General features: G+C 69.6%; 23 protein-coding genes. 14 read left to right on the top strand and 9 right to left on the bottom strand.

The features are described 5' to 3' along the window. Positions 1-118 precede the first annotated feature (118 nt). The 4 genes from NX1_RS05315 to NX1_RS05300 all read left to right on the top strand — a co-directional run bounded on the left by NX1_RS05315 (position 119) and on the right by NX1_RS05300 (position 3,919). Positions 119-595 (top strand): nuclear transport factor 2 family protein, encoded by a 477-nt coding sequence (locus tag NX1_RS05315; RefSeq protein ID WP_068054699.1) that lies wholly within the window; start codon positions 119-121, stop codon positions 593-595. Positions 596-732: 137 nt separating this feature from the next. Further along, a complete protein-coding gene (locus tag NX1_RS05310; RefSeq protein ID WP_068054698.1) occupies positions 733-1,824 on the top strand; it encodes a YncE family protein in 1,092 nt (363 codons plus the stop codon). A 423-nt stretch (positions 1,825-2,247) separates the two neighbouring features. Next, the gene (locus NX1_RS05305; RefSeq protein ID WP_068054696.1) at positions 2,248-3,294 is read left to right on the top strand and encodes an aminotransferase class V-fold PLP-dependent enzyme; all 1,047 of its coding nucleotides are present in this window, start codon (positions 2,248-2,250) and stop codon (positions 3,292-3,294) included. Between the two features lie 223 nt (positions 3,295-3,517). Then, positions 3,518-3,919: a VOC family protein gene (locus NX1_RS05300; protein WP_068054764.1), complete on the top strand. Its 402-nt coding sequence runs from the start codon at positions 3,518-3,520 to the stop codon at positions 3,917-3,919. A 414-nt stretch (positions 3,920-4,333) separates the two neighbouring features. Here the strand turns inward: NX1_RS05300 and NX1_RS35065 are convergent, their stop codons facing one another. Then, positions 4,334-5,542, bottom strand: a complete 1,209-nt coding sequence (locus tag NX1_RS35065) for an alpha/beta fold hydrolase (RefSeq protein ID WP_218024062.1) — start codon at positions 5,540-5,542, stop codon at positions 4,334-4,336. 83 nt (positions 5,543-5,625) lie between these two features. Between NX1_RS35065 and NX1_RS05290 the strand changes: the two genes are divergently transcribed. Continuing rightward, on the top strand, positions 5,626-6,225 hold the full coding sequence (locus tag NX1_RS05290; protein ID WP_218024061.1) for a TetR/AcrR family transcriptional regulator: 600 nt from the start codon (positions 5,626-5,628) through the stop codon (positions 6,223-6,225). 391 nt (positions 6,226-6,616) lie between these two features. Continuing rightward, the gene (locus NX1_RS05285; RefSeq protein ID WP_245668331.1) at positions 6,617-7,435 is read left to right on the top strand and encodes an alpha/beta fold hydrolase; all 819 of its coding nucleotides are present in this window, start codon (positions 6,617-6,619) and stop codon (positions 7,433-7,435) included. Positions 7,436-7,536: 101 nt separating this feature from the next. On the opposite strand, the gene NX1_RS05280 is transcribed toward NX1_RS05285, so the two are convergent. Together NX1_RS05280 and NX1_RS05275 are read right to left on the bottom strand one after the other, a co-directional pair. Continuing rightward, the gene (locus tag NX1_RS05280) at positions 7,537-8,604 is read right to left on the bottom strand and encodes an NAD(P)H-dependent amine dehydrogenase family protein (protein ID WP_068054690.1); all 1,068 of its coding nucleotides are present in this window, start codon (positions 8,602-8,604) and stop codon (positions 7,537-7,539) included. A gap of 1 nt (position 8,605) precedes the next feature. Further along, the gene (locus NX1_RS05275) at positions 8,606-9,397 is read right to left on the bottom strand and encodes an SDR family oxidoreductase (protein ID WP_068054687.1); all 792 of its coding nucleotides are present in this window, start codon (positions 9,395-9,397) and stop codon (positions 8,606-8,608) included. Positions 9,398-9,489: 92 nt separating this feature from the next. On the opposite strand from NX1_RS05275, the gene NX1_RS05270 reads away from it, so the two are divergent. Further along, positions 9,490-10,389: a helix-turn-helix domain-containing protein gene (locus NX1_RS05270; RefSeq protein ID WP_068054684.1), complete on the top strand. Its 900-nt coding sequence runs from the start codon at positions 9,490-9,492 to the stop codon at positions 10,387-10,389. Positions 10,390-10,410: 21 nt separating this feature from the next. Here NX1_RS05270 and NX1_RS05265 read toward each other — a convergent pair whose 3' ends face one another. The 6 genes from NX1_RS05265 to NX1_RS05240 all read right to left on the bottom strand — a co-directional run bounded on the left by NX1_RS05265 (position 10,411) and on the right by NX1_RS05240 (position 16,775). Continuing rightward, positions 10,411-11,406 carry a TAXI family TRAP transporter solute-binding subunit gene (locus NX1_RS05265; RefSeq protein WP_068054681.1) on the bottom strand — a complete coding sequence of 332 codons (996 nt, stop codon included), beginning with the start codon at positions 11,404-11,406 and terminating at the stop codon, positions 10,411-10,413. Then, positions 11,403-13,439, bottom strand: a complete 2,037-nt coding sequence (locus tag NX1_RS05260) for a TRAP transporter permease (protein ID WP_084501039.1) — start codon at positions 13,437-13,439, stop codon at positions 11,403-11,405. The genes NX1_RS05265 and NX1_RS05260 overlap by 4 nt, the downstream gene beginning before the upstream one ends. A gap of 65 nt (positions 13,440-13,504) precedes the next feature. Beyond that, positions 13,505-13,870, bottom strand: a complete 366-nt coding sequence (locus tag NX1_RS05255) for a hypothetical protein (RefSeq protein WP_068054678.1) — start codon at positions 13,868-13,870, stop codon at positions 13,505-13,507. Then, entirely contained in the window at positions 13,867-14,817 is a 951-nt protein-coding gene (lipP1, locus tag NX1_RS05250; RefSeq protein ID WP_068054676.1) for a LipP1 family hormone-sensitive lipase, read from the bottom strand. The genes NX1_RS05255 and lipP1 overlap by 4 nt, the downstream gene beginning before the upstream one ends. Before the next feature lie 10 nt (positions 14,818-14,827). Next, positions 14,828-15,604 (bottom strand): glucose 1-dehydrogenase, encoded by a 777-nt coding sequence (locus NX1_RS05245; RefSeq protein WP_068054673.1) that lies wholly within the window; start codon positions 15,602-15,604, stop codon positions 14,828-14,830. 1 nt (position 15,605) lies between these two features. Further along, a complete protein-coding gene (locus tag NX1_RS05240) occupies positions 15,606-16,775 on the bottom strand; it encodes an LLM class flavin-dependent oxidoreductase (protein WP_068054669.1) in 1,170 nt (389 codons plus the stop codon). A gap of 151 nt (positions 16,776-16,926) precedes the next feature. On the opposite strand from NX1_RS05240, the gene NX1_RS05235 reads away from it, so the two are divergent. The 7 genes from NX1_RS05235 (at position 16,927) to NX1_RS05205 (ending at position 26,452) form a co-directional block, all read left to right on the top strand. Further along, a complete protein-coding gene (locus NX1_RS05235; RefSeq protein WP_068054666.1) occupies positions 16,927-17,676 on the top strand; it encodes a glucose 1-dehydrogenase in 750 nt (249 codons plus the stop codon). A 17-nt stretch (positions 17,677-17,693) separates the two neighbouring features. After that, positions 17,694-19,382 (top strand): 3-oxosteroid 1-dehydrogenase, encoded by a 1,689-nt coding sequence (gene kstD / locus NX1_RS05230; protein ID WP_068054662.1) that lies wholly within the window; start codon positions 17,694-17,696, stop codon positions 19,380-19,382. A 26-nt stretch (positions 19,383-19,408) separates the two neighbouring features. Continuing rightward, the gene (locus NX1_RS05225) at positions 19,409-20,140 is read left to right on the top strand and encodes a glucose 1-dehydrogenase (RefSeq protein ID WP_068054658.1); all 732 of its coding nucleotides are present in this window, start codon (positions 19,409-19,411) and stop codon (positions 20,138-20,140) included. Between the two features lie 16 nt (positions 20,141-20,156). Beyond that, positions 20,157-20,975, top strand: a complete 819-nt coding sequence (locus NX1_RS05220; RefSeq protein ID WP_068054655.1) for an SDR family NAD(P)-dependent oxidoreductase — start codon at positions 20,157-20,159, stop codon at positions 20,973-20,975. A 91-nt stretch (positions 20,976-21,066) separates the two neighbouring features. Further along, on the top strand, positions 21,067-21,438 hold the full coding sequence (locus tag NX1_RS05215) for a hypothetical protein (RefSeq protein ID WP_157119553.1): 372 nt from the start codon (positions 21,067-21,069) through the stop codon (positions 21,436-21,438). Positions 21,439-21,736: 298 nt separating this feature from the next. Next, complete coding sequence (locus NX1_RS05210; RefSeq protein WP_068054756.1) at positions 21,737-23,995, top strand: ATP-binding cassette domain-containing protein; 2,259 nt, start codon at positions 21,737-21,739, stop codon at positions 23,993-23,995. A 192-nt stretch (positions 23,996-24,187) separates the two neighbouring features. Continuing rightward, entirely contained in the window at positions 24,188-26,452 is a 2,265-nt protein-coding gene (locus tag NX1_RS05205) for a pyruvate, phosphate dikinase (protein ID WP_068054649.1), read from the top strand. The last annotated feature ends 5 nt before the right edge of the window (positions 26,453-26,457 follow it).

Genomic DNA, 26,457 nt, shown 5'->3' with positions numbered 1-26,457 from the left:
CGGAGGGGCGCTCCGCACCCGCTCGTCGAGTACCCATTCGCCCGCGCCGCCGCACCCCGGCGACACGAAATGAGAACACGTTCTTGTCGAGCGGGCCGCCCCGTGCCAGGCTGAGCGAATGGATCTCGCCGCCATCGAAGCCGTGCGCCAGTTGAAGTACCGCTACTTCCGAACCCTCGATCTCAAGCTCTGGGCGGAATTCGCCGACACGCTCGCCGTCGACGCGGTCGGACGCTACGGCACGCACGCGCTGGGCGAACCGCTCGCGCTCGACGGACGCGCCGCCATCACCGACTTCATGCGCCAGAATCTGGGCCCCGGCATTCTCACGGTGCACATCGCGAACCATCCCGAGATCACCGTCGACGGCGACACCGCGACCGGGTCGTGGGCCTTCGAGGACACCGTCATCGCCACCGAGTACGGCATGCTGATCCGCGGCGCCGGATACTACGACGACCGGTACCGGCGCGACGCCGATGGGCAGTGGCGCATCACCGAGACCGGCTATCGGCGGATCTACGAATCCAGCCAATCGCTCGCCGACACGCCGAGTCACCGGCTGCTCAGCAACATGTGGGCCGACAAGGTCTGAACGGTTCCGCCGCGCGAGGAACCGGCGCGGAAGCGACCCATCGACACCGCAATACGGCCCGGTAGCGGGGCAACCGCTTGCGGCGGCGGCGATTACGCGGAATAGTCCGTTCGGATACCCACCAGAAAGGTCCTACGATGGCAAACCGGTTCCGGCGGCGATCGTCGCGCGCGTTGGCGCTCGCCGCGGTCGCCCTGTCGCTGCTCGCGCCGACCGCCGGAGCCGCCGATACCGGGCCGCTGGCCTACATCCCGGTCGCGGGCGAGGGCGCGGTGTTGGTGGTCGACACCGCGGCCGACCGTATCGTGGGCCGGGTCGAAGGAGTCGGACCGCAGGCGTCCGCGGTGACGGCTTCGCGGGACGGACAACACCTATACGTCCAGACGTTCAACCCGCCTTTCGCCGGCGCCGACGACATAGCTGTCATCGACCGCGCCACCGACAGCGTTACCGCCCGAATTCCGATCAGCGGCACCGACGGCATGGCGCGACCGATCACCGACCCGGTTCGGGACATCGTCTACGTGATCACCGCCCGCCCGTCCATCGACGTGCTGAGCACCACGTCCAACAAGCTGGTCCGCTCGATGCCGCTGCCGTCGCTGGCGCTCGCCGCCGCCATCTCGCCCGACGGCGAACGCCTCTACGCCGTGTTCGCCGACTCGACCGCCGCCGTGTTCGACCCCGAGTCGGGATTCCAGCTGGGCGAACGCATTCAGATCGACGGCTCGGTGCCCGCGTTCGCCGCGGTCTCCCCCGACGGCCACAAGCTCTACGCGATGAACGCGCTGGGCGACAACGTCTCGGTGATCGATACGGCGTCTTGGCGGCGGCTCGGCGCGATTCCGCTGCCGCCGGGCAGCGCACCGGTGTCGGGCGCGTTCAGCCCCGACGGCGATCGGCTTCTGGTGGCCACGCCGGGTGCGAATGCCGTCCAGGTGGTCGATGTGGCGGCCGACCGCGTGACGAGCGCGGTTCCGGTGGACGCACCGGTCTCGGTCGGCTTCACCGCCGACGGCGCCAAGCTCTACGTGGGAAGCCTAGGGCCACAGGCGGGTCCGGTCATCGCGCCGGTCGCGGGCTTCGACGCGACATCGCTGCTCCAGCCCCTGGTGCGGGCGAGCAGTCGGCCGAGTTCGGTGATCTCCCTGGACGCGGCGACGCTGCGGCCGACCGGATCGCCGGTCGCCCTGGGTGCGGCGCCCGGCGTCGGGGCCTTCATGAACTGAGTTCGACTGCCCCGCAATTGATCTCAGCGCTGCGGGCCCCGGCGGGTCGAGGTAGACAGACCGCGCTCCTCACCGAGGCCGACGGGTCGAGCCGATGTGGCGCCGATGCTCACCGCCACGGGTAACAGGGTGACGTAACCCAGGATCTGGTCATGGAGGCAGGTCGTACGTTGCCTGCACCCAGTCGGACAGCTGGGCAGCGGGTCGCCGTCGACAACACTGCGGGCAACGCGCTGTGCCATCTGATGGAGAATCCCGCGTAGGTGGCCCGATGTGGGTCGGAGGCGCAAGGTGCTTCTCAACTACCGGCGATGAGCCGAGGATGTGGTCAGGACGTGGAGGGGCTCGCCTGCCTCGCGATTAGGTCCACTTTCGGGCCGCTGGCGCTGTACGGATCACCGTCGAGATCGCATGATGCAAAGCATGTCCTCCTTAGCGCCCCATGAATTCCGTTCCGAGACCGCCTATCTCAACACCGCCTCGTACGGACTGCCCGCGAATCGGGCGCTCGCCGCGACGGCCGAGGTCAACGCCAGCTGGGCCGCGGGCAAGGGCGGCCCGATGACTCACGACTCGCTGGTGCCCGAGCTGCGCGCGGCGTTCGCGAGACTGCTCGCGGGCGCGCACGCCGATCACATCGCACTCGGCAGCGGCGTCGCCGGGCTGGTTGGTCCGGTGGCCGCCGCGCTGCCGCCCGGTGCGGAGGTGCTCCTCGCGGAGGGCGAATTCGCCTCGGTATCCAGCCCTTTCGTGCACCGGGGCGATCTGGTGGTGCGGGTGGTTCCGCTGGCTGAGCTGGCGGCGCAGGTGCGGCCGGAGACCGCGCTGGTGGCCGTGAGCGTCGTCCAGTCGGCGGACGGCCGGATCACCGACCTGTCCGAGCTCCGCGCCGCCACCGAGGCCAACGACGCCCGGCTGCTGGTCGACGCCACCCAGGCGGCGGGCTGGCTGCCGCTGAGCTTCGCCGACGCCGACTACTGGGTCTGCGCGACCTTCAAATGGCTGATCGGCGCGCGCAGCGTGGCGTTCTTCGCCGCCACGACGGAGTCCACCGCCGCGCTGCGCCCGGTCGGCCCCAGCTGGTACGCGGCCGAGGACCGCTGGACCGAACTCTACGAGCCGCGCGCCTTGCCGGTGACCACCCGCCGCTTCGACGCGACTCCGGACTGGCTCGGCGTCGTCGCCGCGTCGGCTGGTCTGAGCTTGATCGAGGAGCTGACCGTCGAGAAGATCAACGCGCACAATCTCGATCTGGCCGACCGCTTCCGCGCCGGTCTCGCCGAACTCGGCCGAGAGCCGGTGCCAGGGCGTTCGGCGATCGTCGTGGTCCCCGGCGCGGGCGAGCTCGCGCCCAGGCTGGAGCAGGCGGGCGTGATCGCCTCGGCGCGGGCGGGGGCGCTGCGGTTCGCGTTCCACCTCTACAACGACGAGACCGACGTGGACCGCGCGCTGAACGCATTGGAGTCGTGAGCCACCGCGAACCGGTTGCCGCACGTTTCTCGATCGCCGCGACGCGGGAACATCGAGGGGATGAGCGCCGTCGCCGAACAGCTCACACGCTCGGCAGGTGACCGCCTCCAAAGTGTCTGAGCTGCAGGATTTTCGTGCTGCGCCAGCTTCCGCGGCGCGAATCGCGGCCGATGTGGATGATTTTCCGGGCTCGGGACAGGCCCGCACGCGTACCGTCGAGCGCATGGCCTGCAGGATCACCGAACTCGTCATCGACTGTGCCGATCCGCAACTGCTGGGGAACTTCTGGTGCGAAGTCCTCGGCTACGTCGAGCTCGGCTGGGAGGGCGACGCCCTGGAGATCGGCCCGCCCGAAACCGGTTTCGGCGGGCCGCAACCCACATTGGTGTTCAGCCGAAGCACCGATCCGAAGCGCGGGAAACTACCGCTGCACCTGGACGTGAATCCCACCGACCGCGATCAGGACGCGGAGCTGGAGCGGCTGCTCGCCGCAGGTGCGCGAAAGGTCGACATCGGCCAGACCGGCGCCGAAACGTGGCACGTGCTGGCCGACCCGGAGGGGAACGAATTCTGCCTGCTGCGGCGCAGGGTCGATGCGGTGGGAAGCGACCCGAACACTCGATAATCGGCGTGGAAGCCGTCAGTTCCTGCCACTACCTTCGCCGCTGCCGTGTATATGGAGGTATAGCAATGGAATCCGGTCCTCTTCTGCCATTCACGGCGCGCTCGCACAGCCTGGTCGACTATCGGCCGTAGGTCAGCGCTTCAGCTTCGCCACCTGCGCGGCCGGCAGCCGATCGCATCGTCGCGGCGGGTCAGCCCTCCCGCTCATCCCACTCCAGGCCGAGTCGAAATGCTTGTAGCCCCTGGCATCCAGGCGACATCCAGGCTCGAAATCGGAGTTGTTGCCCCGGCCGGACAACACCGCTGGCACGCACTGCCGCTTTGGTCGCGGAGGCGATACTGCGCCCTGTGTTCGGGCCGTGTTGACGTCCTCTTCTCCCGCTCCCGGCGGGCTCGGGCAGGCAGGGCGGTGGATTCAGGATAGGGACGGGTCGGCAAGGGCTTGGGCGGCGGCAGCGGGGGCGTAGGTCGCCAGTGTGGTGATGAGGGTTCGGATGGCGCGGCGGGTGGCGGGGGTGAGTGATGCGGTGCGGGCGACGTCGAGTTCGTTGGCGATGGTGAGGACGGCGAAGTCGGCGAGGTCGGCGGCGGCCAGGGTGATGATCTCGCCGGTGAAGCGGTCGGTGAGCGGAAGCTGTGGCGCGCCGAGGCGGGGGTAGGTCTTGCTCCGGTCGCAGGCGCCGTAGCGGTAGACGAGGACTTCGGCCTCGTCGCCGATCGCGGCCCGCAGGCGGGTTCGCTGGTCGAGCGGCAGCAGTGCGTCCGGGTAGCCGTCGGTGCCGTAGGCGGCGTGACAGAGCGTGGCCAGGCGGACGCGTTGGCTCGCGCTCCAGTCCGTCACCAACTGGTTCACCCGCCGAAGGTGGTCGAGCAGCTTCCCGCCAGGGTGGTCGATCTGCCCCGCTCCGAGTTGGCGAAGCAGCGCCAGCGCAGGCCATTCGGTGGCGATGGTGGCGATGGCCTCGGCCAGTACTGCCGGTTGCTCGCGAGCGATGAGGTGGCCGGCACCTGGGATGCGCACCACTGTGGTTTGCGGGGCCAAGTCCAGCAACCGGTCGACGTCGTCGTCGGTGACCGGCGACCCGGCACCGCCGCGGACGAGCAGGACGGGCCGACCGAACTCGGCGATGGCCAGCCGCAGCGAGGCCACGTGCGCGAGGGCGTCATCGACGAATTCGGGATATGTGCCGAGCATGCCGATATCGGCGAGATAGTGGCGAATCCGGTGGGGATCGAGGTCGGGCACGCAATCCACCAGCACCAGGCCCGCGACTCGCTCTCGCGTCGCCGGATCACCCAAGGCGGCCATGGCGGCGAGTCCGCCCAGCGACGCGCCGACGACTATGCATCCAGGTGGCTCGGCATCGAGCATTGCGGCGACGTCGTCCGCGCAGCCGGCGAGCGCCCGCAGCTCGCCGCCGCTGTCACCGTGACCGCGTTGATCGAAGGCGACGCATCGGTTTCCGGCGTCGCCGAGGGCGTCGATGACCGGTCGCCAGACCTGGCGGCGCTCACCACCGGCGTGAAGTAGCAAGAGGGTCGGCCCGGCGCCGACTTCCTCGCCGTACAGGACTGCATCAGGGCGAGTGAGGCGCCGCATCCGGGGATTGGTGAGGTCGATCATGGTGGTGATTCCTCCACTACCTTGAGTTCTCAAAGTAAGAGCGTAGTGAGCCCGCCTTGGCCAGTCAAGGTAAAATTGCCCGCATGACACGTTCGCGTGTGCGCCGCACGCCTGACGAGGCGCGACGCCTGATCCTGGACGCGGCCGAGAGTCTCCTGGTCGAGGGTGGCGTTGCCGCGGTCCAGGTCCGAGCGGTCGCCACCCGCGTCGGCATGACCGATGCGGGGGTCAACCATCACTTCGGCACGCGTGAAGGCCTGTTGGAAGCTCTGCTGCGTCACGGCGGCAAGAAGATCCACGCCGGAGTGCAGGAGGTGCTGAGTGCCTGGCTCGACCGCGGCGCCGATCTCGCCGAACTGGTCGACGTCTTGGCGAAGTTCTACCGTCAGGGTTACGGCGAGCTAGGCGTCGCGCTACACGCCGCCGGGTGGCGGGATGAGGGATCCGGGATGCTCAACCCGGTCGTCGAGGCCCTTCACGCCCTGCGGCCCGACCCGGCCGACACCCCGATCGACGACACCCGGCTCGCCGTTGCCGCCCTCCATCAAGCCCTTGCTACCGAATCTTTGTATGGTCCGGCTTTCCGCCGGAGCGCCGGCCTCACCAGCCGGAAAGCCACCTCCCCCGGCCCCCAGCTCAGCTGGTGGACCACCTATCTCACTTGCGCCCTCGGTCTCCAGTAGCGCCCGGCATCCAGTCAGACCGGCACTGCATCCAGATTTCGACCGACAACTGCTGAACGATCTCGGAATCGATCGACCGGCTCAGCAGATCAGCAGTGACAGCTGATGTGAAACCCATTGAACCGCAGACAATCTCGCACTGTCGCTTGCAGTCTCCATTTCTCGCAGCTCGAGTCCACCTGCTCCGATACCCTTTGCGACGCCGCCCCTCGTCCTGATCAGGGCCTCGGCCGGCGTCTCACACGAATGACCGACAGCGGTGCGAGTCCTGCTCTGCTCGTGGAAATGGGGAAATCGAGTGTCTACTCGCCCGAATAGTCAGCACGTCGAACGGACGTCGGCGATCGACGGGTTCCGGCTGGCGTACGACCGAATCGGGGCTGGAACCCCGGTGGTTCTGCTGCACGGATGGCCGAGCGACAGGACCGAATACCGCGACGTGGTCCCGCTCTTGCCGATGCACGACGTCGTCGTGCCGGACCTGCGCGGCTTCGGCGCATCCGACAAACACCTCGAGGCCTCTTCGACGCAGTACAGCGCCGACGCGCAAGCGCGCAGCGTCATCGGACTCATCGAGGAGCTGAAGCTGGACCGGCCAGTCCTCGGCGGGCATGACATCGGCAGCAGGATCGCGCTCGCGGTGGCGCGCCGGCGGCCGGATTCGATACGTGAACTGGTGCTGACCCCGCCGTTGCCTGGCATCGGTGAACGGATCCTCTCGGCCGAAGCGCAACGAGAGTTCTGGTACGTGTCGTTCAACCAACTCCGGCTTGCCGATGAACTCATCGACGGCAAGCCCGACGCCGTACGCGCCTTTCTGCGCCACTTCTGGTCGCACTGGTCCGGACCCGACTTCGTCCTTGCCGAAGATCATCTCGATCATCTCGTCTCGGTGTACTCCCAGCCGGGTGCATTCACGGCATCCCTGGCCTGGTATCGGGTCGGTGCGGGAGGAGTCGCCCGCATCGCCGCCGAACGCGCGCCTGAGCCCGCCCAGCGCATCACCGTGCCTACCACTGTGCTCTGGCCGGAGAATGACGCGTTGTTCCCGACGAGTTGGGCCGATCGGCTGACTGATTACTTCGCCGACCTGCGGGTCCAGCACGTCGAGGACGCGGGGCATTTCGTTCCGCTGGAGAGCCCGCGAACGTTCGCCACCGCCGTGATCCAAGCCGCGACTCGAGGCACCGCTGCCCGGCATTCGCCGTGAAGGGTTACGACGAGTCAGAATGAACGCCGTCGCCAACGAGTTCGCGCACGCCCTCGGCAGGTGAAACGAGCGCGAAAACGTCGGGCCACGAGCGCCGTCGATCAGGACCTCGTCGCCGGCGCGGTGATCAACGGCAAGTCCAGGGCGGTCAATACCCCGGCCGGGGCCGAAACCACCGCGGGCACCGCGTTCACGATCCGCATGGCGGTCGCCAGCAACGTCGCGTAGTTGTGGTCGCCGCGCGGGCTGGAGGTCACCAAATCCATGGCGTAGCACGGGTCGCCGGTGAGCTCCACCCGGTAGGAACCTTCGGGGTGGGCGGGCTGGGGCCAGTCCGGGCAAAGGTCTGGGCGCAGGCGGGTGACGTGTTCCAGCACCGTGACGACCCGGTCGCCGACCATGCCGCGCACCTCGAAACGCAGTGCGGCGGCTGTGCCTTCGGCGATGTGGCCGGTGGCGATGTCGAAGGATTCGGGTGCGGGGACGCGCTCGTAGGTCTCGGTGACGGCGTCCAGCGTGGCCCCGATGCCCGCGGCGAGCTGGCGCACCACGCTCCCCCACGCCAGCGAGAGCACGCCGGGCTGCAACAGCATCGGCGTCTCGTCCAGCGGTTTGCCGAAGCCCATGATGTCGACCATGACCGCGCGGTTGTCGTAGCTGGCGTAGTCGACGATCTCCATGCATCGCAGCTGATCGATGCGCAGACAGGTGCCCGCGAGCGCCAGCGGCAGCAGGTCGTTGGCGAAACCGGGATCGATGCCGTTCACCCAGAGCGACGAATCTCCTTGCGCCGCAGCCTCTTGCACCGGCTTCAGCAGCTCGTCCGGGAGCACGCCGTACGGGTACTGGAAGAACACCGGCGCGCACGCGACCACGTTGACGCCCGCCGCGAGCAGCATCCGCAGGTCCTCGATGGCCTCGGGCAGCCGGTTGTCGGTCATCGAGCAGTAGACGACGCAGTCGGGCCGGTCGGCGAGAAGCGCGTCGACGTCGTTGGTGGCGGCGACGCCGACGGAACGGTCGAGCCCGGCGAGAGTGCCCGCGTCCGTCCCGGCTTTCGCGCCGGAGACCCACACGCCGGTCAGTTCCAGGTCGGGGTTGGCGATGATGCCCGCCAACGCGTGGTGGCCGACATTGCCTGTGCCCCATTGCACTACGCGATAGGTCATGTCACAGATCCGGGATCGGGAGGTCGAGGTTGGGGCTGATGAGTCCGCCGTCGGGCTCGAGCACCTTGCCGGTGAGGTACTTGCCCGCCGGGGACACCAGGTAGAGCGCGGCGGCGGCGATGTCCTCCGGTTCGCCGATGCGGTGCAGCGGCGTCTTGGTCTCCAACTGGGTGCGCATGGCGTCGTTCGCCGCGACCACCTCGAGCGACGAGGTGAGGATCGAGCCCGGCGCGATGGCGTTGACCCGGATGCGCGGATTCAGGTCCAGCGCGGCCAGCCGGGTGTAGTGCGCGAGTGCGGCTTTCGCGGTTCCGTAGGCGGCGAAGGCGCGTCCCGGCAACCGGCCCATGGTCGAGGTGATGTTGAGAATCGAACCGCCGGCCGCCGTTTCCAGGATGTGCGGCACCGCGGCGCGCACCAAGGCGTGCGCATTGCCGACGTTGAACGCGAACGCCTCGGCCATCGCCTCGGGCGTGGTGTCCAGCAGCGGGCACGGCAGCGCGCCGCCGACATTGTTGACGACGATGTCGAGCCTGCCGAACCGGTCCACCGCCGTGGCGGCCAAGCTCGCGGCCGCGTCGGCGTCGCTCAGATCGGCGGGCACCACGTGGGCTCGCCTGCCGACCGCCGCGATCTGTTCGGCGACCTCGTCCAACTGGCCCTTGGTCCTGGCCGCGACGAGCACGTCCGCACCGGCCTCGGCGAACGCGAGGGCGATCGCCCTGCCCAGCCCGCGTCCTGCGCCGGTGACGACGGCGACCTGTCCGTCGATGCGAAACCGATCGAGAATCATCCGCGCTCCGATCTGGTGTCGAATATTCGACACTCAATGACTTATATTCGTCATCGTAAGTCGACGACCCCACCGGCACAAGGGAATGACCGATGCAGCCCACCGAACTCGTCCCCGACGACGACGCGCGCCGTTCGCCGTCTCCGCCGACCCGCCGCGTAGTCGAGATCGTGTCGTTGCTGGCAACAGCCAACGAGCCACTGCCGGTCGCGACAATCGCCGAACGCCTCGGCATCGCGAGGGCCACGGCCACCGCCGTGCTCGCCGAGCTCGACGCCGCGGCCTGGGTGGTGCGCGTGCCGGAGCGCGGCTACCGCGTCGGACCCGCTCTCGTGGCGCTCACCACCGCCCGGCTGCCGCGCGGGGTCGGCGATCTCCTCACCGGGTTGACCGCGAAGACCGGCTGCGGCGCGACGCTCAGCCGCATCGAGCCCGATCACCTCACCGTTCTCGACGTCCGGCACGGCCAGGACCGCACGGTGCCCGGCATACCGGTCGGCCACCGCATTCCGCTGCAATTCCCCGCGGGCGCGGCCGTCATGCCGTGGCGTTCGGCGGCCGAGCAGAACACCTGGCTGGGCACCACCGCCGAGCCGGACCGCCGCACCGCGAGCACCTTGCTCACGCTGGTGCGCGAGCGCGGCGTCGCCCTGTTCCGCCCGCGCGCCGACGACGCCGGGCTGGTCGACCTGCTCGCCGATCTGCTCGCGGCGGCGGGCAGCGAACTGCTGCAACCGAATCTGCGCGCGCGGGCGCTGCGCCAGCTGGCCGCGCTCACCGCGCGCCCGTTCACCAGGAGCGAGCTGGACTCCGACGCCGACCTGCCGCTGAGCTATCTCGCCGCGCCGGTGTTCGACGCGAACGGATCGGCCTCCTTCGAAGTGCAGCTCGGTCCGCTGCGGACCAGCACGTCCAAACCGGAACGCGACGACTACATCGCCGCGACGCTGACCACCGCACGAGCGCTGACGGCGGCTATCGCGGCGCAGTGAACGTCCGGACTGTGCGAGCGCTCAGTTCGTGAGCGCGTGCTCCGCACCGCGATGCAGTGGCACCGGCGCGGTCTCGCGCGCGGTGTCCCGGCTGATCCCCTTGGCGGCCGAATTCGCCTGTTCCAGTTGCGATTTGCGATCGAACAGCGTCTTGGTGAGCACGCACGCCAGGTCCGCGTCGAGATCGTCGCGGACCAGCAGCACGTTCGGGACGACGATGGTCGCCGCGTCGGCGGGCAGTCCGTAGGTGGCGGCGGGGATCGTGCCCGGCTCGTATACCGGGTTCACCGTGCGCAGGCGCGGGGCGAGGTCGGCGATGTCGAGGAAGCGGACCTTGTCGCGGGCCGAGGTGAACAGGTCGGTGATGCCGGGGGTGGGCAGGCCGCCGGAGAAGAACATGGCGTCGATGGAGCCGTCCTTCATGCCGTCGACGGTCTTGGTGAGATCGAGCCGCTGCGCGGAGATGTCGCGCTCGGGGTCGAGACCCGCGGCGGTGAGCACCCGGTGTGCGATGACCTCGGTGCCCGACTTCGGCGATCCGGTGGAGACGCGCTTGCCACGCAGGTCCGCGACCGAGGAGATGTTCGCCCCGGTACGCACGATCACCTGGGTGTAGTTCGGATAGAGCCGCGAAAGCGCCTGCACCGGTTGCTTATTGCCGTCGAAACTGCCCGTGCCGAGCACCGCGTCGGCGGCGGTGTCGGCCAGCGAGAACGCCACCTGATAGGTGCCCGCCACCAGCTGCTGGATGTTCTGCACCGACGCGCCGGTCTCCGCCGCGGTGGCCTTCACCGTGCCTCCGGTGGCCTGCGCGACCTGCTCGGCGTAGGCGTTGCCGAGCGCGAAGTACACGCCGGTGGCGTTGCCGGTCGCGATGCCGACGCGCGAGTCCCGCGTCACCTCGCAGGTCACCGCGCCGCCCGCGTCGGTGCGTGGTGCGTCCTGGCGGCCACCGCAGCCGGCCAGCAGTCCGGCCGTCACGGTGGCGACGGCGACAATCGTTGCGACTCTTCTCACTTCGTCCTCCTTCGGGAGAGCATCGTGTACCCGGCGGCGGCCGCTAGCGCGGCGAGCCCAATGACCAGCGCGGCGGGTTCCAGGTACAGCAGCGCCAGTCCGCCCGCCCCGGCGAGCACGCGCGCGGGTGTTGGTGTCCGGCCGATTCCCAGGAGCCAGCCGCCGCTGGCGGCGGCGAGTGCGGCGACGCCGAGGCAGGCCACGACGCTCGTCCACAGCACGTCGAGGGCGGGGCCGGTGCCGAGCAGGTGTTCGCCGGATTCGGTGAGCACGAACACGATCGGCACCAGGAACGCGGGCAGCGCGTACTTCAGCGCCTGCCACATGGTCGGCACCGTGCGGCCGCCGGTGACGGCCGACGCGCCGACCGCGGCCAGCGCGGTCGGCGGGGTGACCTCGGAGAGCACCGAGTAGTAGAAGACGAACATGGCCGCGGCGGGCGCGGGCACGTCCAGGGCGAGCAGCGCGGGCCCGATGATCGCCCAGCCGATGATGAACGAGGCGGTGACCGGCACGGCGAGACCGAGCAGAGCCAGGGCGACGGCGGCGAAGACCACCGTGCAGGCGAGCACCACGGTCTGGTTGTCCGACAGTGCCGAGGCGAATCGCACCAGCAGCGCGGCCAATTGGGCGCCGAGCCCGGTCTTGGTGGTCATCGCGGTGATCACGCCCGCCGCCGTGCACACCGCGACCACGGGAAGCGCGGAACGGACGCCGTCGCCGAGCGCGTGGAAGATCGCACGCGGAGAGCGAGCGAGGCCGCGGGTGCGCGCGTCCAGGAACGACAGGACGAAGGCCAGCGCGGTGGCGTAGACGACGGCCCGCGTGGCGCTGACGTCGAGGAGCAGCAGCACCACGATCACGATCAGCGACAGGAAGTGGTAGCCGAAGCGGGCCAGCAGTTTCCACGCCGACGCGCCGCCGATTTCCACCGGACGCGTGCCGAGCCGCCTGGCATCGATCTCCACGGCGAGCAGGATGCCCAGGTAGTACAGCACGGTCGGGATCAGTGCCCAGCCGAGCACGGTCACGTAGGAGACCTCGAGGTACTCGGCGACGATGAAGGCCGCCGCGCCGAGCGTGGGCGGCGACAGGATCGCGCCGACGCCCGCCGCGGCCAGCATGCCGCCCGCCTGCTCCGGGGGATATCCCGCCCGCCGCAGGATCGGCCAGGTCACCGCGCCGACGCTCACCGCCGTGGCGGTGCCCGAGCCGGACACCGTGCCGAGCAGGAAGCCGGAGGCCACCGCCGTGCGCCCGGCGGCACCGCGCGAACGGCGGAACGCGGCCACCGACAGATCGACGAAGAACTGTGCTGCGCCAGAGAATTCGAGCACCGCGCCGTACAGGGTGAACAGCACGATATAGGTGGCCGCGACGTCGAGCGGGGTGCCGTAGAAGCCGCTGCCCGAGTTGTACAGCGCGTCGACGATCTGCCCGAAGTCCAGCCCCGAGTGCGCGATGGTCCACTGCTGCGGCAGCAGCCCGCCGTAGTAGCCGTAGGCGAGGAACGCCAGGCATACGACGGGAAGCACCCATCCGGTGGTCCGGCGACATGCCTCCAGCACCAGCACGAGCAGCACCGTGCCCATGGCGACGTCCACGGGGTCGAGCAAGCCCTGCCGATCCAGGAACGCGTCGTATCCGCCTCCGCCGGAACCGATGTCGAACGGCAGCACCGGATACAGACAGACCACCAGCGCCAGCGCCGCCAGCCCCCAGTCCAGCGCACCTGGACCGGAGGACCGGTCGAGCAGCCGCAGGCCCGAGCGGTAGGCGAGGAACACCAGCGGCAGCGTGCCCGCGAGGAACACCACCAGGTAGTACTGACTCCCCTGCGGCAGCGGCCGGAAAACCTGCCACACCGCGAGAATCGCGACCGCGAACGCCACGGCCGCGACCACCCGCTCCGGCCACCCGCTCAGTTCGCGAGCGGGCCGCTCGGCGTCGTCCACCTCGAGCGTGTCGAGCGGCGGGCGCTGCCGCTGATCAGGCGACTCCTCGTCGAGCCGAGGGTCCCGCGTGTCGGACATCGTGCGACGATATCAACGCGGCGCGTCCGATTCGCCCGATTTCACGACGAAGATGTTCCCGCGGGCTATCGATCCGAAATCTTTGCGGAATCATGAGGTTCGTACAGCACGACCGACCACGGCGTGCCCGGCGTCGCTTCGAGCGCGGCGCGGCGCTCGTGCGGTCCGGTGACCGGGTCCGCGAGTGCGACGCCCGCGCCGCGCAGCGCGGCCACGGCGGCGTCGAGATCGGCGACCTTGACCGACAGCGCGGCCGCGTCCCCTTCCCGGTCGGACCCCGCGACCATGATTCGCGACGGCCCGACGTCGAACTGCGCCCACCGATCGCCGTCCACGAAGGTGGGTGCGACACCGAACAGCGCGGTGAGCAGCGCGACGGTGCCGGGCAGGTCGCCGGTGGGCAGGATCGTGCCGATCCGGTCGATGCTCATTCGTCACTCCCGAAGGCGCGGCGGACGGCCGAAAATGCCGCGGCGGCAGCCACTTCGGCGTCCGGAAGGTGATCGGCCATGCTCACGAAACCGTGGAATTCCCCGTCGTAGCGAACCATTTCGGTGGGAACACCCGCCGCGAGCAAGCGGGCGGCGTATGCCTCTCCCTCGTCGCGCAGCGGATCGAACTCGGCGGTGAGGACGTGGGCGGGCGGCAGTCCGGCCAGATCGGCCGCGCGCGGCGGCGCGGCGTAGGGGTTGTCGCCGTCGCCGTCAGGACCCAGGTACTGCTCCCAATACCACCGCAGGTGCGCGGCCGTGGTGAAGTACCCGTCGGCGTTGTCCCGGTACGAGGCGGTGTCGCAGGCCGGATCCAGCATCGGGTAGATCAGGAGTTGATGCGCGAGTGCCGGGCCGCCGCGGTCCCGGGACATCAACGCCGTCACGGCGGCCAGATTGCCGCCGGAACTGTCCCCCGCCACCGCCATTCGCGCGGGATCGCCGCCGAACTCCGTGGCGTGGTCCGCGACCCAGCGCACCACCGCGTAGGCATCCTGTGCAGCCGCGGGGAACCGGTGTTCGGGAGCCTGGCGGTAGTCGACAGAGACCACGATCGCGCCGATGCCGTTCGTCATCGTCCGGCAGAACTGGTCGTGGCTGTCCAGGCTGCAAATGGTGAATCCGCCACCGTGGCAGAAGACCACCACCGGCAGGCCGGGCCCGGCGTCGGCGGGCCAGTACATCCGCACCGGCACCTCCCGCGCTCCGTCCGGTCCCGGCACCGTCCGCTCTTCGACCCGGCCGACCGGGATCGGTTCGACCGCCGCCGCGGGCCGCGCCGCCAGCAGACGACGGGCCTCGGCGGCGTCGAGTACCTCGGTGCCGAGCTTCGGGAAGGAGGCCGAGGCCAGCTCCACGATGGCGCGGGCTTCGGGTTTCAACGGCACGATCCGCCCCTCACTCCGCGCCCGGCAGCTGCGCGCCGGGCGGGATGAACTGCCCGGCGGACAGTCCGCCGTCGATGGCGAGCTCCGCGCCGGTGACGAACGCCGAGGCGTCCGAGGCGAGGAAGGCGACCAGATCGGCGACCTCGCCGGGCAGCCCGACGCGCCCGAGCGGCAGCGCGGGGAAACTCCCAGGGCCCGTGCTCAATCCGAGGTGACCGATCATCGGCGTGTGGATCGGTCCCGGATGCACCGAGTTCACCCGGATGCCAGCGGGACCGAGCTCGAGCGCCGCGGTCTTCGTCAGTCCGCGAAGTCCCCATTTGGACGCGCCGTAGGCGGCATGCCCCATCAGACCTTGCAGGCCTGCCTGCGAGGAGATGTTCACGATGGACCCGCCGCCCGCCGCGGCCAGCGGACCGGCCACGGCCTTGATGCCGAGGAATGAGCCGACCAGGTTGACCCGCAGAATCCGTTCCAGCTCTTCGGCACTCGTGTCGGTCAGCGCCTTGGCGGTGTAGATCGCGGCGTTGTTCACCAGCGCGTCGAGGCGGCCGAACTCGCGTTCGGCGGTCCGCACCGCCGCCGCCCACTCGGCTTCGCTGCTCACGTCGTGCGTCACGAAACGCGCCGCGTCGCCGAGGGATTCGGCTACCGCCTCGCCTTCGTCGGCCAGCACGTCGGTGATCACCACGCGCGCGCCGAGCTCGACGAAAAGCCGCGCCTCGGCCTCGCCCTGCCCGCGGGCCGCGCCCGTGATGATCGCGACTTTGCCATCGAGAGAGGTCATCTCACGCCTCGTTCTTCCTGCTGTAATGTCCGTTCCGGCTCGCTGCGCTCGCTCGGAAGTGCGGAATCACCGTCTCGCCCCAGTGCCGGATGGTCTCCAGGCACGCTTCCTGCGGCACAGTGCCCATCTGGATCAGGCACAGGATCTCGTCCGCGCCCGCCTCCTTCAGCCGTTCCACGTAGGCGATGGCGTCCTCCGGCGCGCCGTAGGCGTGTTCGGCGTTGAACACCGAGGTGGCGCCCGCCTTCACCGGAATCTTGGCCTCGTGCAGGTAGGCCACATGGTCGTCGGCGGCCTGCGCGAGGGCGGCCATCTCGTCGGCGTTCGGGTCGACGGCCTCGTCCGGCACCGGGCCCGCGCCGTACCAGTGCTTGATCGACTGGGCGAAGAACCGCTGGCCGCGCGCGCCGATCTGCTGGGCCTTCTCGCGATCCTCGAGCACGATGGTCGGGCAGAGCGCCGCGAAGTGATCGTTGACGACGGTCGAGACGAACTTCTCGCCGGTGCGCTCCGCGATGGCCTGGTCGTAGGTGCGGCGCAGCTCGGCGATCTCCTCGACGCCTGCGAAACCGAGCACGAGCGCGCCGATTCCGTAGTCGGCGGCCAGCTTCAGGGTGTCCTTCTTGGTGCACGCCATGAACAGCGGCGGGTGCGGCAGCTGGATCGGTCGCGGCAGCATCGGGTGCGGGTCGATGTCGAGCAGTTCACCGTGCCATTCGAATTCGCCCTCGGGGTCCTGCCACGCCTTGCCGATGATGCGCAGCGACTCCTCGACCTCCTGGTAGGTGCGGTCGGGGTCGACGCCGCACATGGAGGTCTCCTGCGGGGTCGCGCCGCGGCCCGCGCCCAGGTTCACCCGGCCGTTGGAAAGCACGTCGAGCATGGCGGCGCGTTCGGCGGCGCGCACCGGGTGGTTGAAGTTGAACGGCATGCAGACCACGCCGTGGCCGATCCTGATACGTTCGGTGCGCGCGGCCACCCAGGTGAGGAAGATCTCCGGGGCGCTCATGTGCGCGTACCACTTCAACCCGTGATGCTCCACGGCCCAGACGGTGTCGAAGCCCATCTCCTCGGCCAGCACGGCCTGCTCGACGCAGTCGCGCAGCACCTGCCGTTCGTGCTCGGCCGACGGGTCGGTCATCTGCGCCTCGAAGATCATCGAGAATTTCATGCATTGCCTCCACTTCTCAATATGCCTATTAGGAATATTTCCGATGCTGCCGTTGAGGTCAGGTGCATGTCTCGCTGGATGAGACTGCGCACGACCGCGCCGATGCCCGGGTCCTAGCTTCGAAGCGAGGCAGCAGAAAGGAAGGACCGCAGTGGGTCGACTCGAAGACAAGGTCGCGCTGATCACCGGTGGCGCGCGCGGTATGGGCGCCGAACACGTGCGCCGCTTCGTCGCCGAAGGCGCGCGGGTGGTGTTCGGCGATGTGCTCGACGAGCAGGGCGCGCAGCTCGCGGCCGAGCTCGGCGCGGCCGCCCACTACGTGCACCACGACGTGACCAGCGAAGCCGACTGGACCGCGGCGGTCACCGCCGCGGTCGAGACGTTCGGCAAGCTCGACGTGCTGGTGAACAACGCCGGCATCCTCCGCTTCCAGAGCATCGCGGACATGAGCCTGGCCGATTTCAGCACCATCATGAACGTCAACGTGACCGGCACCTGGCTGGGCATCAAGACCGCGGCCCCGGCGCTCACCGCGGCGGGCGGCGGCTCCATCGTCAACATCTCCTCGGTCGAGGGATTCATCGGGGCGGCGGGGCTTTCCGCTTACAGTGCAAGCAAATTCGCGCTGCGCGGCATCACCAAGTCGGCCTCCCGCGAGCTGGGCAAGGCGGGCATCAGGGTGAATTCCGTACACCCCGGCGGCATCGCAACGCCGATGACCGCCAACGCGTCCTCCGGCGTGGACGGCGACAAGTTCTTCGCCGGACTGCCGATCCCGCGCTGGGGCAGGCCGGAGGAGGTCACCGAGGCGGTGGTCTTCCTGGCCTCCGACGCCGCGGGCTACTGCACCGGCACCGAGGTCGTCGTCGACGGCGGCATGCTCACCGGCGCGGGCTACTGAACGAGAAAGGCAGACCGATGTCTGAGCAGAAGGCCACCGAGGCCGCCTACGACGTGGTGGTCGTCGGTTCCGGCGCGGCGGGCATGACCGCCGCGCTGACCGCCGCCTACCGCGGTCTGTCGGTAGTGCTGATCGAGAAGAGCCGCAGCTTCGGCGGCTCGACCGCGCGCTCCGGCGGCGGCGTGTGGATCCCGAACAATCCCGTACTGGTGCGCGAAGGCGTGCCGGACAGCCCCGACCTGGCCCGCGTCTACCTGAAATCCGTGGTGGGCGACCGGGTTCCGCAGGCCAAGCAGGACGCGTTCCTGGACAACGGCCCGCGCATGATGACATACCTGAGCAGCCGCACCCCGCACCTGGAATTCGTCTACGACCGAGGCTACTCCGACTACCACCCGGAACTGCCCGGCGGTCTGGCCGAGGGACGCAGCATCGAGCCCGCCATCGTCGACGGCCGCCTGCTCGGCGACGACCTGGCGCTGATCAACCAGCCGACGATGTCCGGCCCGAAGGGAATCGCCTTCACCGTCAGCGATTTCCACGATCTGAACATGATCGCGCGCACCTGGAAGGGCAAGCGCACGGCGATGAAGGTCGGCGCCAAGGCGGTCGCGAACAAACTGCGCGGCCGCCTGCCGCTCAGCCTCGGCAAGGCGCTCGTCGCCCGGCTCTGGCTGGCGCTGCGCGAGGCGGGGGTGCCGGTGTGGCTGAACACGCCGCTCACCGAGCTGATCACCGAGGACGGCTCGGTGGTCGGCGTGCGCGCCGAACGCGACGGCGCGCCGATCGTGCTGCGGGCCCGGCGCGGCGTTGTGCTCGCCGCGGGTGGCTTCGAGCACAACCTGGAGATGCGTAAGCAGTTCTTCGCCGAGCCGGTGAGCACGGAGTGGACCGTCGGCGCCACCGAGAACGTCGGCGACGGTATCCGCGCAGGCGAAGAGATCGGCGCCGCGCTCGATCTCATGGACGACGCGTGGTGGGGCCCTTCGGTGCGCAACCCCGACGGCCCGCCGTTCTTCTGCCTGGCCGAACGCTCGCAGCCCGGCGCCATCATGGTCAACGACGCGGGCCTGCGGTTCACCAACGAATCGGCCAGCTACGTCGACGTGGTGCACACCATGTACGAGCGGCACGAATCCGGAATCGGCCACGTGCCTGCGCATTTCATCATGGACCAGCGCTTCCGCGACCGGTACCTGTTCCTCGGCACCTTCCCGAAGCAGCCCATCCCGCAGAAGTACTTCGACGCGGGCATCATCAAGAAGGCCGACACCCTCGCCGAACTCGCCGAGAAGATCGGCGTACCGGCCGACGCGCTCAGCGCCACCGTCCAGCGGTTCAACGGCTTCGCGCTGGCCGGACGCGACGAGGACTTCCACCGCGGCGAATCGGCCTACGACCGCTACTACGGCGACCCCACCGTGACGCCGAACCCGTGTCTGGCGCCGATCGAGAAGCCGCCCTTCTACGCCGTGGAGATGGTGCCCGGCGATCTCGGCACCAAGGGCGGCCTGGTCACCGACGAGCACTCCAGGGTGCTGTGCGCCGACGGCGCGCCGATCGCGGGACTGTATGCGGCGGGCAACAATTCGGCCGCCGTGATGGGCAACAGCTACGCGGGCGCTGGCGCGACCATCGGCCCGGCCATGGTGTTCGGCTACATCGCCGCCAACCACCTCGCCGATCTCGACCAGGCCGAGGCGTGAAGGGGCCGAGTGTGAAAGGACAGGACATGGACAGAGTTACCGGTAAGACGGTCATCGTGACCGGCGGCGCGCGGGGCATGGGCGCGGCGTTCGCGCGCAAGCTCACGAGCCAGGGCGCGTCGGTGGTGATCACCGACGTGCTCGCCGACGAGGGCAAGGCGGTCGCCGCCGAATTGGGCGAGCGGGCGCTGTTCCTGCCGCTGGACGTGACCGACGAAAACGCTTGGCAGTCGGTGGTCGCCGAGGCCGAGCGCGCCTTCGGTCCGGTATCCGGCCTGGTCAACAACGCGGGCATCGTGCACGTCGACCCGATCGAGAAACTCGCCGAAGCGGACTACCGCAAGGTGATCGACGTCAACCAGGTCGGCGTGTTCCTCGGCATGAAAGCCGTTGTGCCGTCGATGCGCAGGGCGGGCGGTGGCTCGATCGTGAACATCTCCTCCATCGGCGGCATCATCGCCTTCTCCAACATCCTCGGCTACGTCGCGTCCAAATGGGCGGTGCGCGGCATGAGCAAGGCCGCGGCGCAGGAGTTCGGCGCGGATGGAATCCGGGTCAACTCGGTGCATCCCGGCGTCGTGGCCACCGAGATGACCGCCGCCTCGGATCGTTCCCACTCGATGGTGCACGACCAGCCGCTGGCCCGCGCCGCCACGCCCGAGGAACTGGCCAACGTGGTGCTGTTCCTGATCTCCGACGAGTCGGCGTATTGCACCGGCGCGGAATTCGTCGCCGACGGCGGCTTCACGACCAAATGACACGAGGACAACTGCTGTGAAGAACTTCCAGGACAAGGTCGCCGTCATCACCGGCGCCGGGGCCGGCATCGGGCGGGCGCTCGCGCTCGAATTGGCGCGCAGCGGTGCGCGTCTCGCGTTGTCCGGCCGCGACCTGACCAATGTGAGCGAAACCGCCGCGCTGTGCGAGAAGGAGGGCGCGACGGCGCGCGCCTTCCGGCTCGACGTCACCGACCGCGCCGCGTTCTACGCGCACGCGGAGGAGGTGCGCGCTGCGTTCGGCCCGGCCAACCTGCTGGTCAACAACGCGGGCGTCTCGCTGACGGCCACCGTCGAGGAACTCACCTGGGAGGACTTCGAATGGATCGTGAACATCAACTTCTGGGGCGTCATGCACGGCACCAAGGCGTTCCTGCCGCAGGTGATCGCCTCCGGTGACGGGCACATCGCCAATGTCTCCAGCATGTTCGGCTTGGCCGCCTGCCCGAGCCAAGGCGCATACAACGCGACGAAATTCGGCATCCGCGGCTTCACCGACGCGCTGCGCCAGGAGATGAAGATCGCCGGGCATCCGGTCGGGGTGAGCAGCGTGCACCCCGGCATGGTGAAGACCGAGATCGCCTGGAAGGCTCGCGCCGGCGGCGAGCGCGACCGCGACGCACTCGCCGCCAACTTCGACCGGCTCGCCAAGACCACCGCCGAGGATGCCGCGAAGATCATCCTGCGCGGCATCCGAAAGGACAAGGCCAAGATCCTCGTCGGCGCCGACGCCCGCGTCATCGACCTGCTCCCCCGCCTCTTCGGCTCCGGCTATCAGCGCATCATCACGGCACAGATGAAGAACGAGGTCAACTGAGCAAACAAGGCGTTATGGGCCCGGGAACCGGTGGCAAGCTGGAGAGGTGCGTGCCCGGGATATCCGAATCGGGGAACTCTATATAGTCGAAGTGCCCCATCGGTTGCCCGCGCGCGCGGCCGGGCCGGGTGACGGTGGGTGGGAACTGTGGCGGCTGCGCGGATGTCGCTTCCGCGCCGTCGTCACCGCGCTCGACACCACCGTGCGACCCGCCGCCGTCGAAGCGCTCCGGGTGACGCGCCACAGTGTCGCCCGGGTCGACCTGTCCGCCGACCAGTCCGCCTCCCTCGGTCTCCCCGACGGCCGATACCACTTGCTGGGCATGATCTTCGACGACGACGGCCACCCCATCGAACTCCCCGACCTGGAACCGATCCGCGCCTGCGTCCGCTGGCTCTATCCCCTCGCCGAACAACGCCCGCCCGGCACACACCGCGACATCGACTTCCACCCCGCGCTCTGACGCCCACGGAAGTTGTTGCGGTCGGCGGCTTTTCGTCTCGAAGCCGGAAGCTCCGCCGGATCGCCCGCGGCGCGGAGGAGTTTGGCGGCGAGGGTGCGCAGGTGGACGGCCATCTCGGGTGGGTCGCGGACTTCGAACGGGAGGTCGAGGTACGCCCGCGCCGCGGACTCCTCGCTGCCCGCCACCCCGCCGAACGCGGCATGGCGCAGGCCGTCGGGCACGTCCTCAGTATGACCCGCAATGAGGACCGGAACCGTCCTCATTGCCGCCTACCGTGGCGCCGGTGAACGCAGAGACCATGGAGATCGTCGGCGCCAGGGTGCACAACCTGCGCGACGTCACCCTCCGTATTCCCAAGGGCAAGATCGTCGTCTTCACCGGGGTATCCGGTTCCGGGAAATCGTCGGTGGTGTTCGGCACCGTCGCGGTGGAGTCGCAGCGCCAGCTCAACGAGACCTTCACCTGGTTCATCCGGAATCGACTGCCGAAATACGAGCGCCCCGACGCCGACGTCATCGACAATCTCGCGCCCGCGGTGGTGGTGGACCAGAAACCGATCGGCGGCAATTCCCGCTCCACCGTCGGCACCATGACCGACATCCACTCGATCATCCGCGTGCTGTTCTCCCGGCACGGCGTGCCGAGCGCCGGTGAGGCGAGCCGGTATTCGTTCAACGACCCGGAGGGCATGTGCCCGGAGTGCGGCGGGCTCGGTCATGTGGTGCGGCCGGATCTGGACAAGCTGCTCGACACCGGGAAATCGTTGAACGAGGGCGCGATCCGGTTCGCCCCGTTCGCGATCGGCACCTTCCAGTGGCAGATCTACGCCGAATCCGGCCTCTTCGACCCGGACAAGCCGCTGCGCGACTTCACCGCCGAGGAGTGGGAGCTGTTCCTGCGCGGCAACGGCTTTCGCGTGCCGCGGCTGAACAAGACCGGTTCGATGGGACACAACGCCTACGAGGGCCTGCTGGAACGCTTCGACCGGCTCTACATCAAACGCGACCTCAGCGCGCTGTCGGAGAAGAACCGCGCGGCGGCGCTGGCGGTGGTCGGCGAACAGGTCTGCCCGTCCTGCGGCGGGGCGCGACTGAACGAAGCCGCGCTGGCGAGCCGCATCGACGGGCTCGGCATCGCGGACTACGGCCGGATGGAGGTGACGGATCTCGTCGACGTGCTCGCGGCGATCGACGATCCGGTGGCCGCGCCCATCGCGAGCGCGGCGATCGCCCGGCTGCGTCGCGTCGAGGATGTCGGCCTCGGCTACCTGTCCCTCGACCGCGAGACCGCCACGCTGTCCGGCGGCGAGGCGCAGCGGCTCAAGGTCGTCCGCCACCTCGGGTCGAGCCTCACCGGCATGACCTACATCTTCGACGAACCGAGCGTCGGCATGCACCCGCGCGACGTGCACCGGTTGAACGATCTGCTGATCCAGTTGCGGGACAAGGGCAATTCGGTGCTCGTGGTCGAGCACTCGCCGGACGTCATCGCGGTCGCCGACCACGTGGTCGACATGGGTCCCGGGGCGGGCGGCGACGGCGGCACGGTCGTGTTCCAGGGCACTGTCGAGAAGCTGCGCACCTCCGGGACGCTCACTGGGGAGCGGCTGCGCCGGACGCGGCCGGTCAAGGACGACCCGCGCACGCCCGCGGGCTGGCTGACGGTGACCGGGGCCGATCGGTACAACCTGAAGAACGTGACCGCGCGCTTTCCGGTCGGCGTGCTGACCGCCGTCACGGGCGTGGCCGGATCGGGCAAGAGCACGCTCGTCTCGGGCGCGTTCCTGGCCGCGCACCCGGACGCGGTGGCGGTCGACCAGTCGGCGATCGGCGGGTCGCGGCGGTCCAGCCCCGCGACGTATCTCGGCATCATGGACCGGCTGCGTGCGCTGTTCGCGGCGGCGCACGGGGTGAAGCCCGGGTCGTTCAGCTTCAATTCCGCCGGCGCCTGCGCCAAATGTGGCGGCGCGGGAATCATTTTCACCGATCTCGCGTACATGGATCCGGTGACCACGGTGTGCCGGGCCTGCCACGGCAGACGGTATCGCCCCGAGGTGCTCGGTTACACGGTGCGCGGTGCGTCGATCGCCGACGTGCTCGACATGACCGCCTCCGAAGCCATCGACTTCTGGCGCGGGCGCGACCGCATCCTGACGCCGCTGCGGGCACTGCGCGACGTCGGGCTCGGGTACCTCACCCTCGGCCGTTCCCTCAGCTCGCTGTCCGGCGGCGAACGCCAGCGCCTGAAGCTCGCCGATCACCTGCACCGCCGCGGCGGGGTGTACGTACTGGACGAACCGACCACCGGACTGCACATGGCCGACGTGGACACCCTGATGGCGCTGCTGGACCGGCTGGTGGACGGCGGCAACACGGTGATCGTCATCGAGCACGACCTCGAGGTGGTGAAACGGGCCGACTGGGTCGTCGACCTGGGACCCGACGGCGGCAAGCACGGCGGCGAGATCGTTTTCGCGGGGACCCCCGCCGACCTCGTGGCAGACCGGCGGTCGATCACCGCGGATTACTTGCGCCGCCATCTCGCCGCCGCGGCCTGACGACCGCGCTCGTCCTGCTGAACGGGACGGCGGGTACGCACCTCCGACGCGCACGGGCAGGCTGAAAGGCGCGCCGATGCTGTGCCGTTCGCCTGGCACGCCGGTGTGCCGTTCATCAGGCACGCCGGTCGTCGGCCCGCGTGCCCCGCCGACCGCGGTGGTGAGTCGAGAACGTGAACCAAGAGGAGTGACATGACGACCGGAGTGGAGCCCGTGGAGCGACCCCGAAGCGCCCTGGAGAGCACCGCACCGTCCGTTGCCGAACTCGACGGCACCTGCGCGCTGAGCCGTGACCGCATCGGCGGCAAGGCGTGGAGCGTCGACCACATGCGGGCGCTCGGCCTTCCGGTGCCGCCCGCGTTCGCCGTCACCACCGAGGGCTGGGCCGACTTCCGCGCACGCGGTGCGCTGAGCGAGGAGATCTGGCTCCAGGTGCGGGCCGGCGTCGCCGGGCTGGAGCGCGGCACCGGGCGGCGTTTCGGCGACACCCGGCGTCCGCTGCTGGTGTCGGTGCGTTCCGGCGCGGCGGTGAGCATGCCCGGCATGATGGACACCGTCCTCAACCTCGGCATCAACGACGAGGTGGAGCGGGCGCTCGCCGCCGAGACGCGCAACCCGGGATATGCCGCGGACACCCACCGCCGCTTCCGCTCGCAGTACCGCGAGATCGTGCTCGGCGACCCCGAGGGCGCGGTCCCGCTCGACCCGTGGGAGCAGCTGCGCGGCGCCGTCGCCGCGGTCTTCCGGTCGTGGGATTCCGCGCGGGCCAAGACCTATCGCCGCAGCCGCGGCGTCTCCGACGACCTCGGCACCGCGGTCACGGTGCAGGCCATGGTGTTCGGCAATCTCGACGCGCTCTCCGGCACCGGCGTGCTGTTCTCCCGCAATCCGAACACCGGCGAGCGCGCCGTGTTCGGCGAGTGGCTGGTCGGCGGTCAAGGTGAGGACGTGGTCTCCGGCCGCACCACCCCGCGCCCGCTCGACGAGCTCGCGGTCACCATGCCCGACGTGCACGAGCAGCTGCTCGCCGCCGCCGACCTGCTGGAACGCGACGGCCGCGACATCCAGGACATCGAATTCACCGTGGAATCCGGCAGGCTGTGGCTGCTGCAATCGCGGCCGGCGAAGCGCTCGGCCCGCGCGGCGGTGCGCGCCGCCGTCGCCATGGCCGGCGAGGGTCTCATCGATCCGGCGACGGCGCTGCGCCGCGTCGAGGCCGAGCAGGTGCGCACGGTGCTGCGACCGGCCTCCGGCGCGGAGACCGATCGGCCGCCGCTGGCCCGCGGCGAGTCGGCCTGCCCCGGCTTGGCCTCGGGTGTCGTCGTCACCGATCCGGACGAGGCCGAAACCCGCGCCGCCGCGGGCGAAGACGTCGTGCTCGCCCGGCCGACCACCAGTCCCGACGATCTGCACGGCATGATCGCGGCACGGGCCATCGTGACCGAACTCGGCGGAGCCACTTCACATGCCGCGCTGGTGAGCCGGGAACTGGGCAGGCCGTGCGTGGTCGGCTGCGGCCCCGGCGTGGTGGCGGCGCTCGCCGGACAGGTGGTCACCGTCGACGGCGGCGCGGGCGCGGTGTGGCTGGGCGAGATCGCCGGAAAGGCCGTCGACCAGAGCGTGATCGAGGACGTGGCGCAGCTCGCCCGCTGGGCCGCGGTGTCGCCCGACGAACTGGTCGGCCTGCTCGCGGCACGCTCCGCCGATGCCGAAATTCCCTCGTCCGCAACGCATTCGATCGAGAATGGACGGATGACAGCAGGGACTTCGCCTGCGTCCGATCACGCTCTGCCGCACACCACCCCGCGCGACGGCCGGACGCAGCAGCACACCACCCCCATTCCCCTCCCCGCCTCCGACCTCGACCTGCTTCGCCTGATCGGCATCAAGGGCCGGGTCGCCCCCGACGCCGTCGCGGACAGCCTCGCGGACGATGCGGCCGAGACCGCCTGCGCGGATCTGGTCGCCCGCGGATTGTGCGCGACCACCCCGGTCGGCGTGCGGCTCACGCCGGAGGGCCGCGGCGAGCTCGCCCGCCTGCTCATGGCGGAGCGAGAAACGGTGGACCCCACCGTGATCGCGGCGGCCTACGACGAATTCTGCGTGTACAACGTCGAACTCAAGGAAATCATCACCGCCTGGCAGATGAAGGACGCGGCGACCGTCAACGACCACTCCGACACCGCGTACGACACCGCCGTGCTCGACCGCCTGCGCGCCGCGCACGGCCAGGTCGCTCCGCTGGTACGCCGGATCGGCGAGATCGCGCCGCGTCTGGCGCGCTACGCGGGCCGCTTGGAGCGCGCGGTGCAGCGCATCGACGGCGGCGATCACACCTGGGTGGCGCGCCCGATCATGGACAGCTACCACACCGTGTGGTTCGAGCTGCACGAAGATCTCATCGGCCTGTGCGGGCTCAGCCGCGCCGACGAGGCCGCGGCGGGCCGGGCCCACTGACGCGC

The organism is Nocardia xishanensis NBRC 101358, from assembly GCF_001613365.1.
Classification (GTDB): domain Bacteria; phylum Actinomycetota; class Actinomycetes; order Mycobacteriales; family Mycobacteriaceae; genus Nocardia; species Nocardia xishanensis.
The sequence above is the reverse complement of the archived record's forward strand: the minus strand, read 5'-3'. Positions and strand labels throughout refer to the sequence as shown.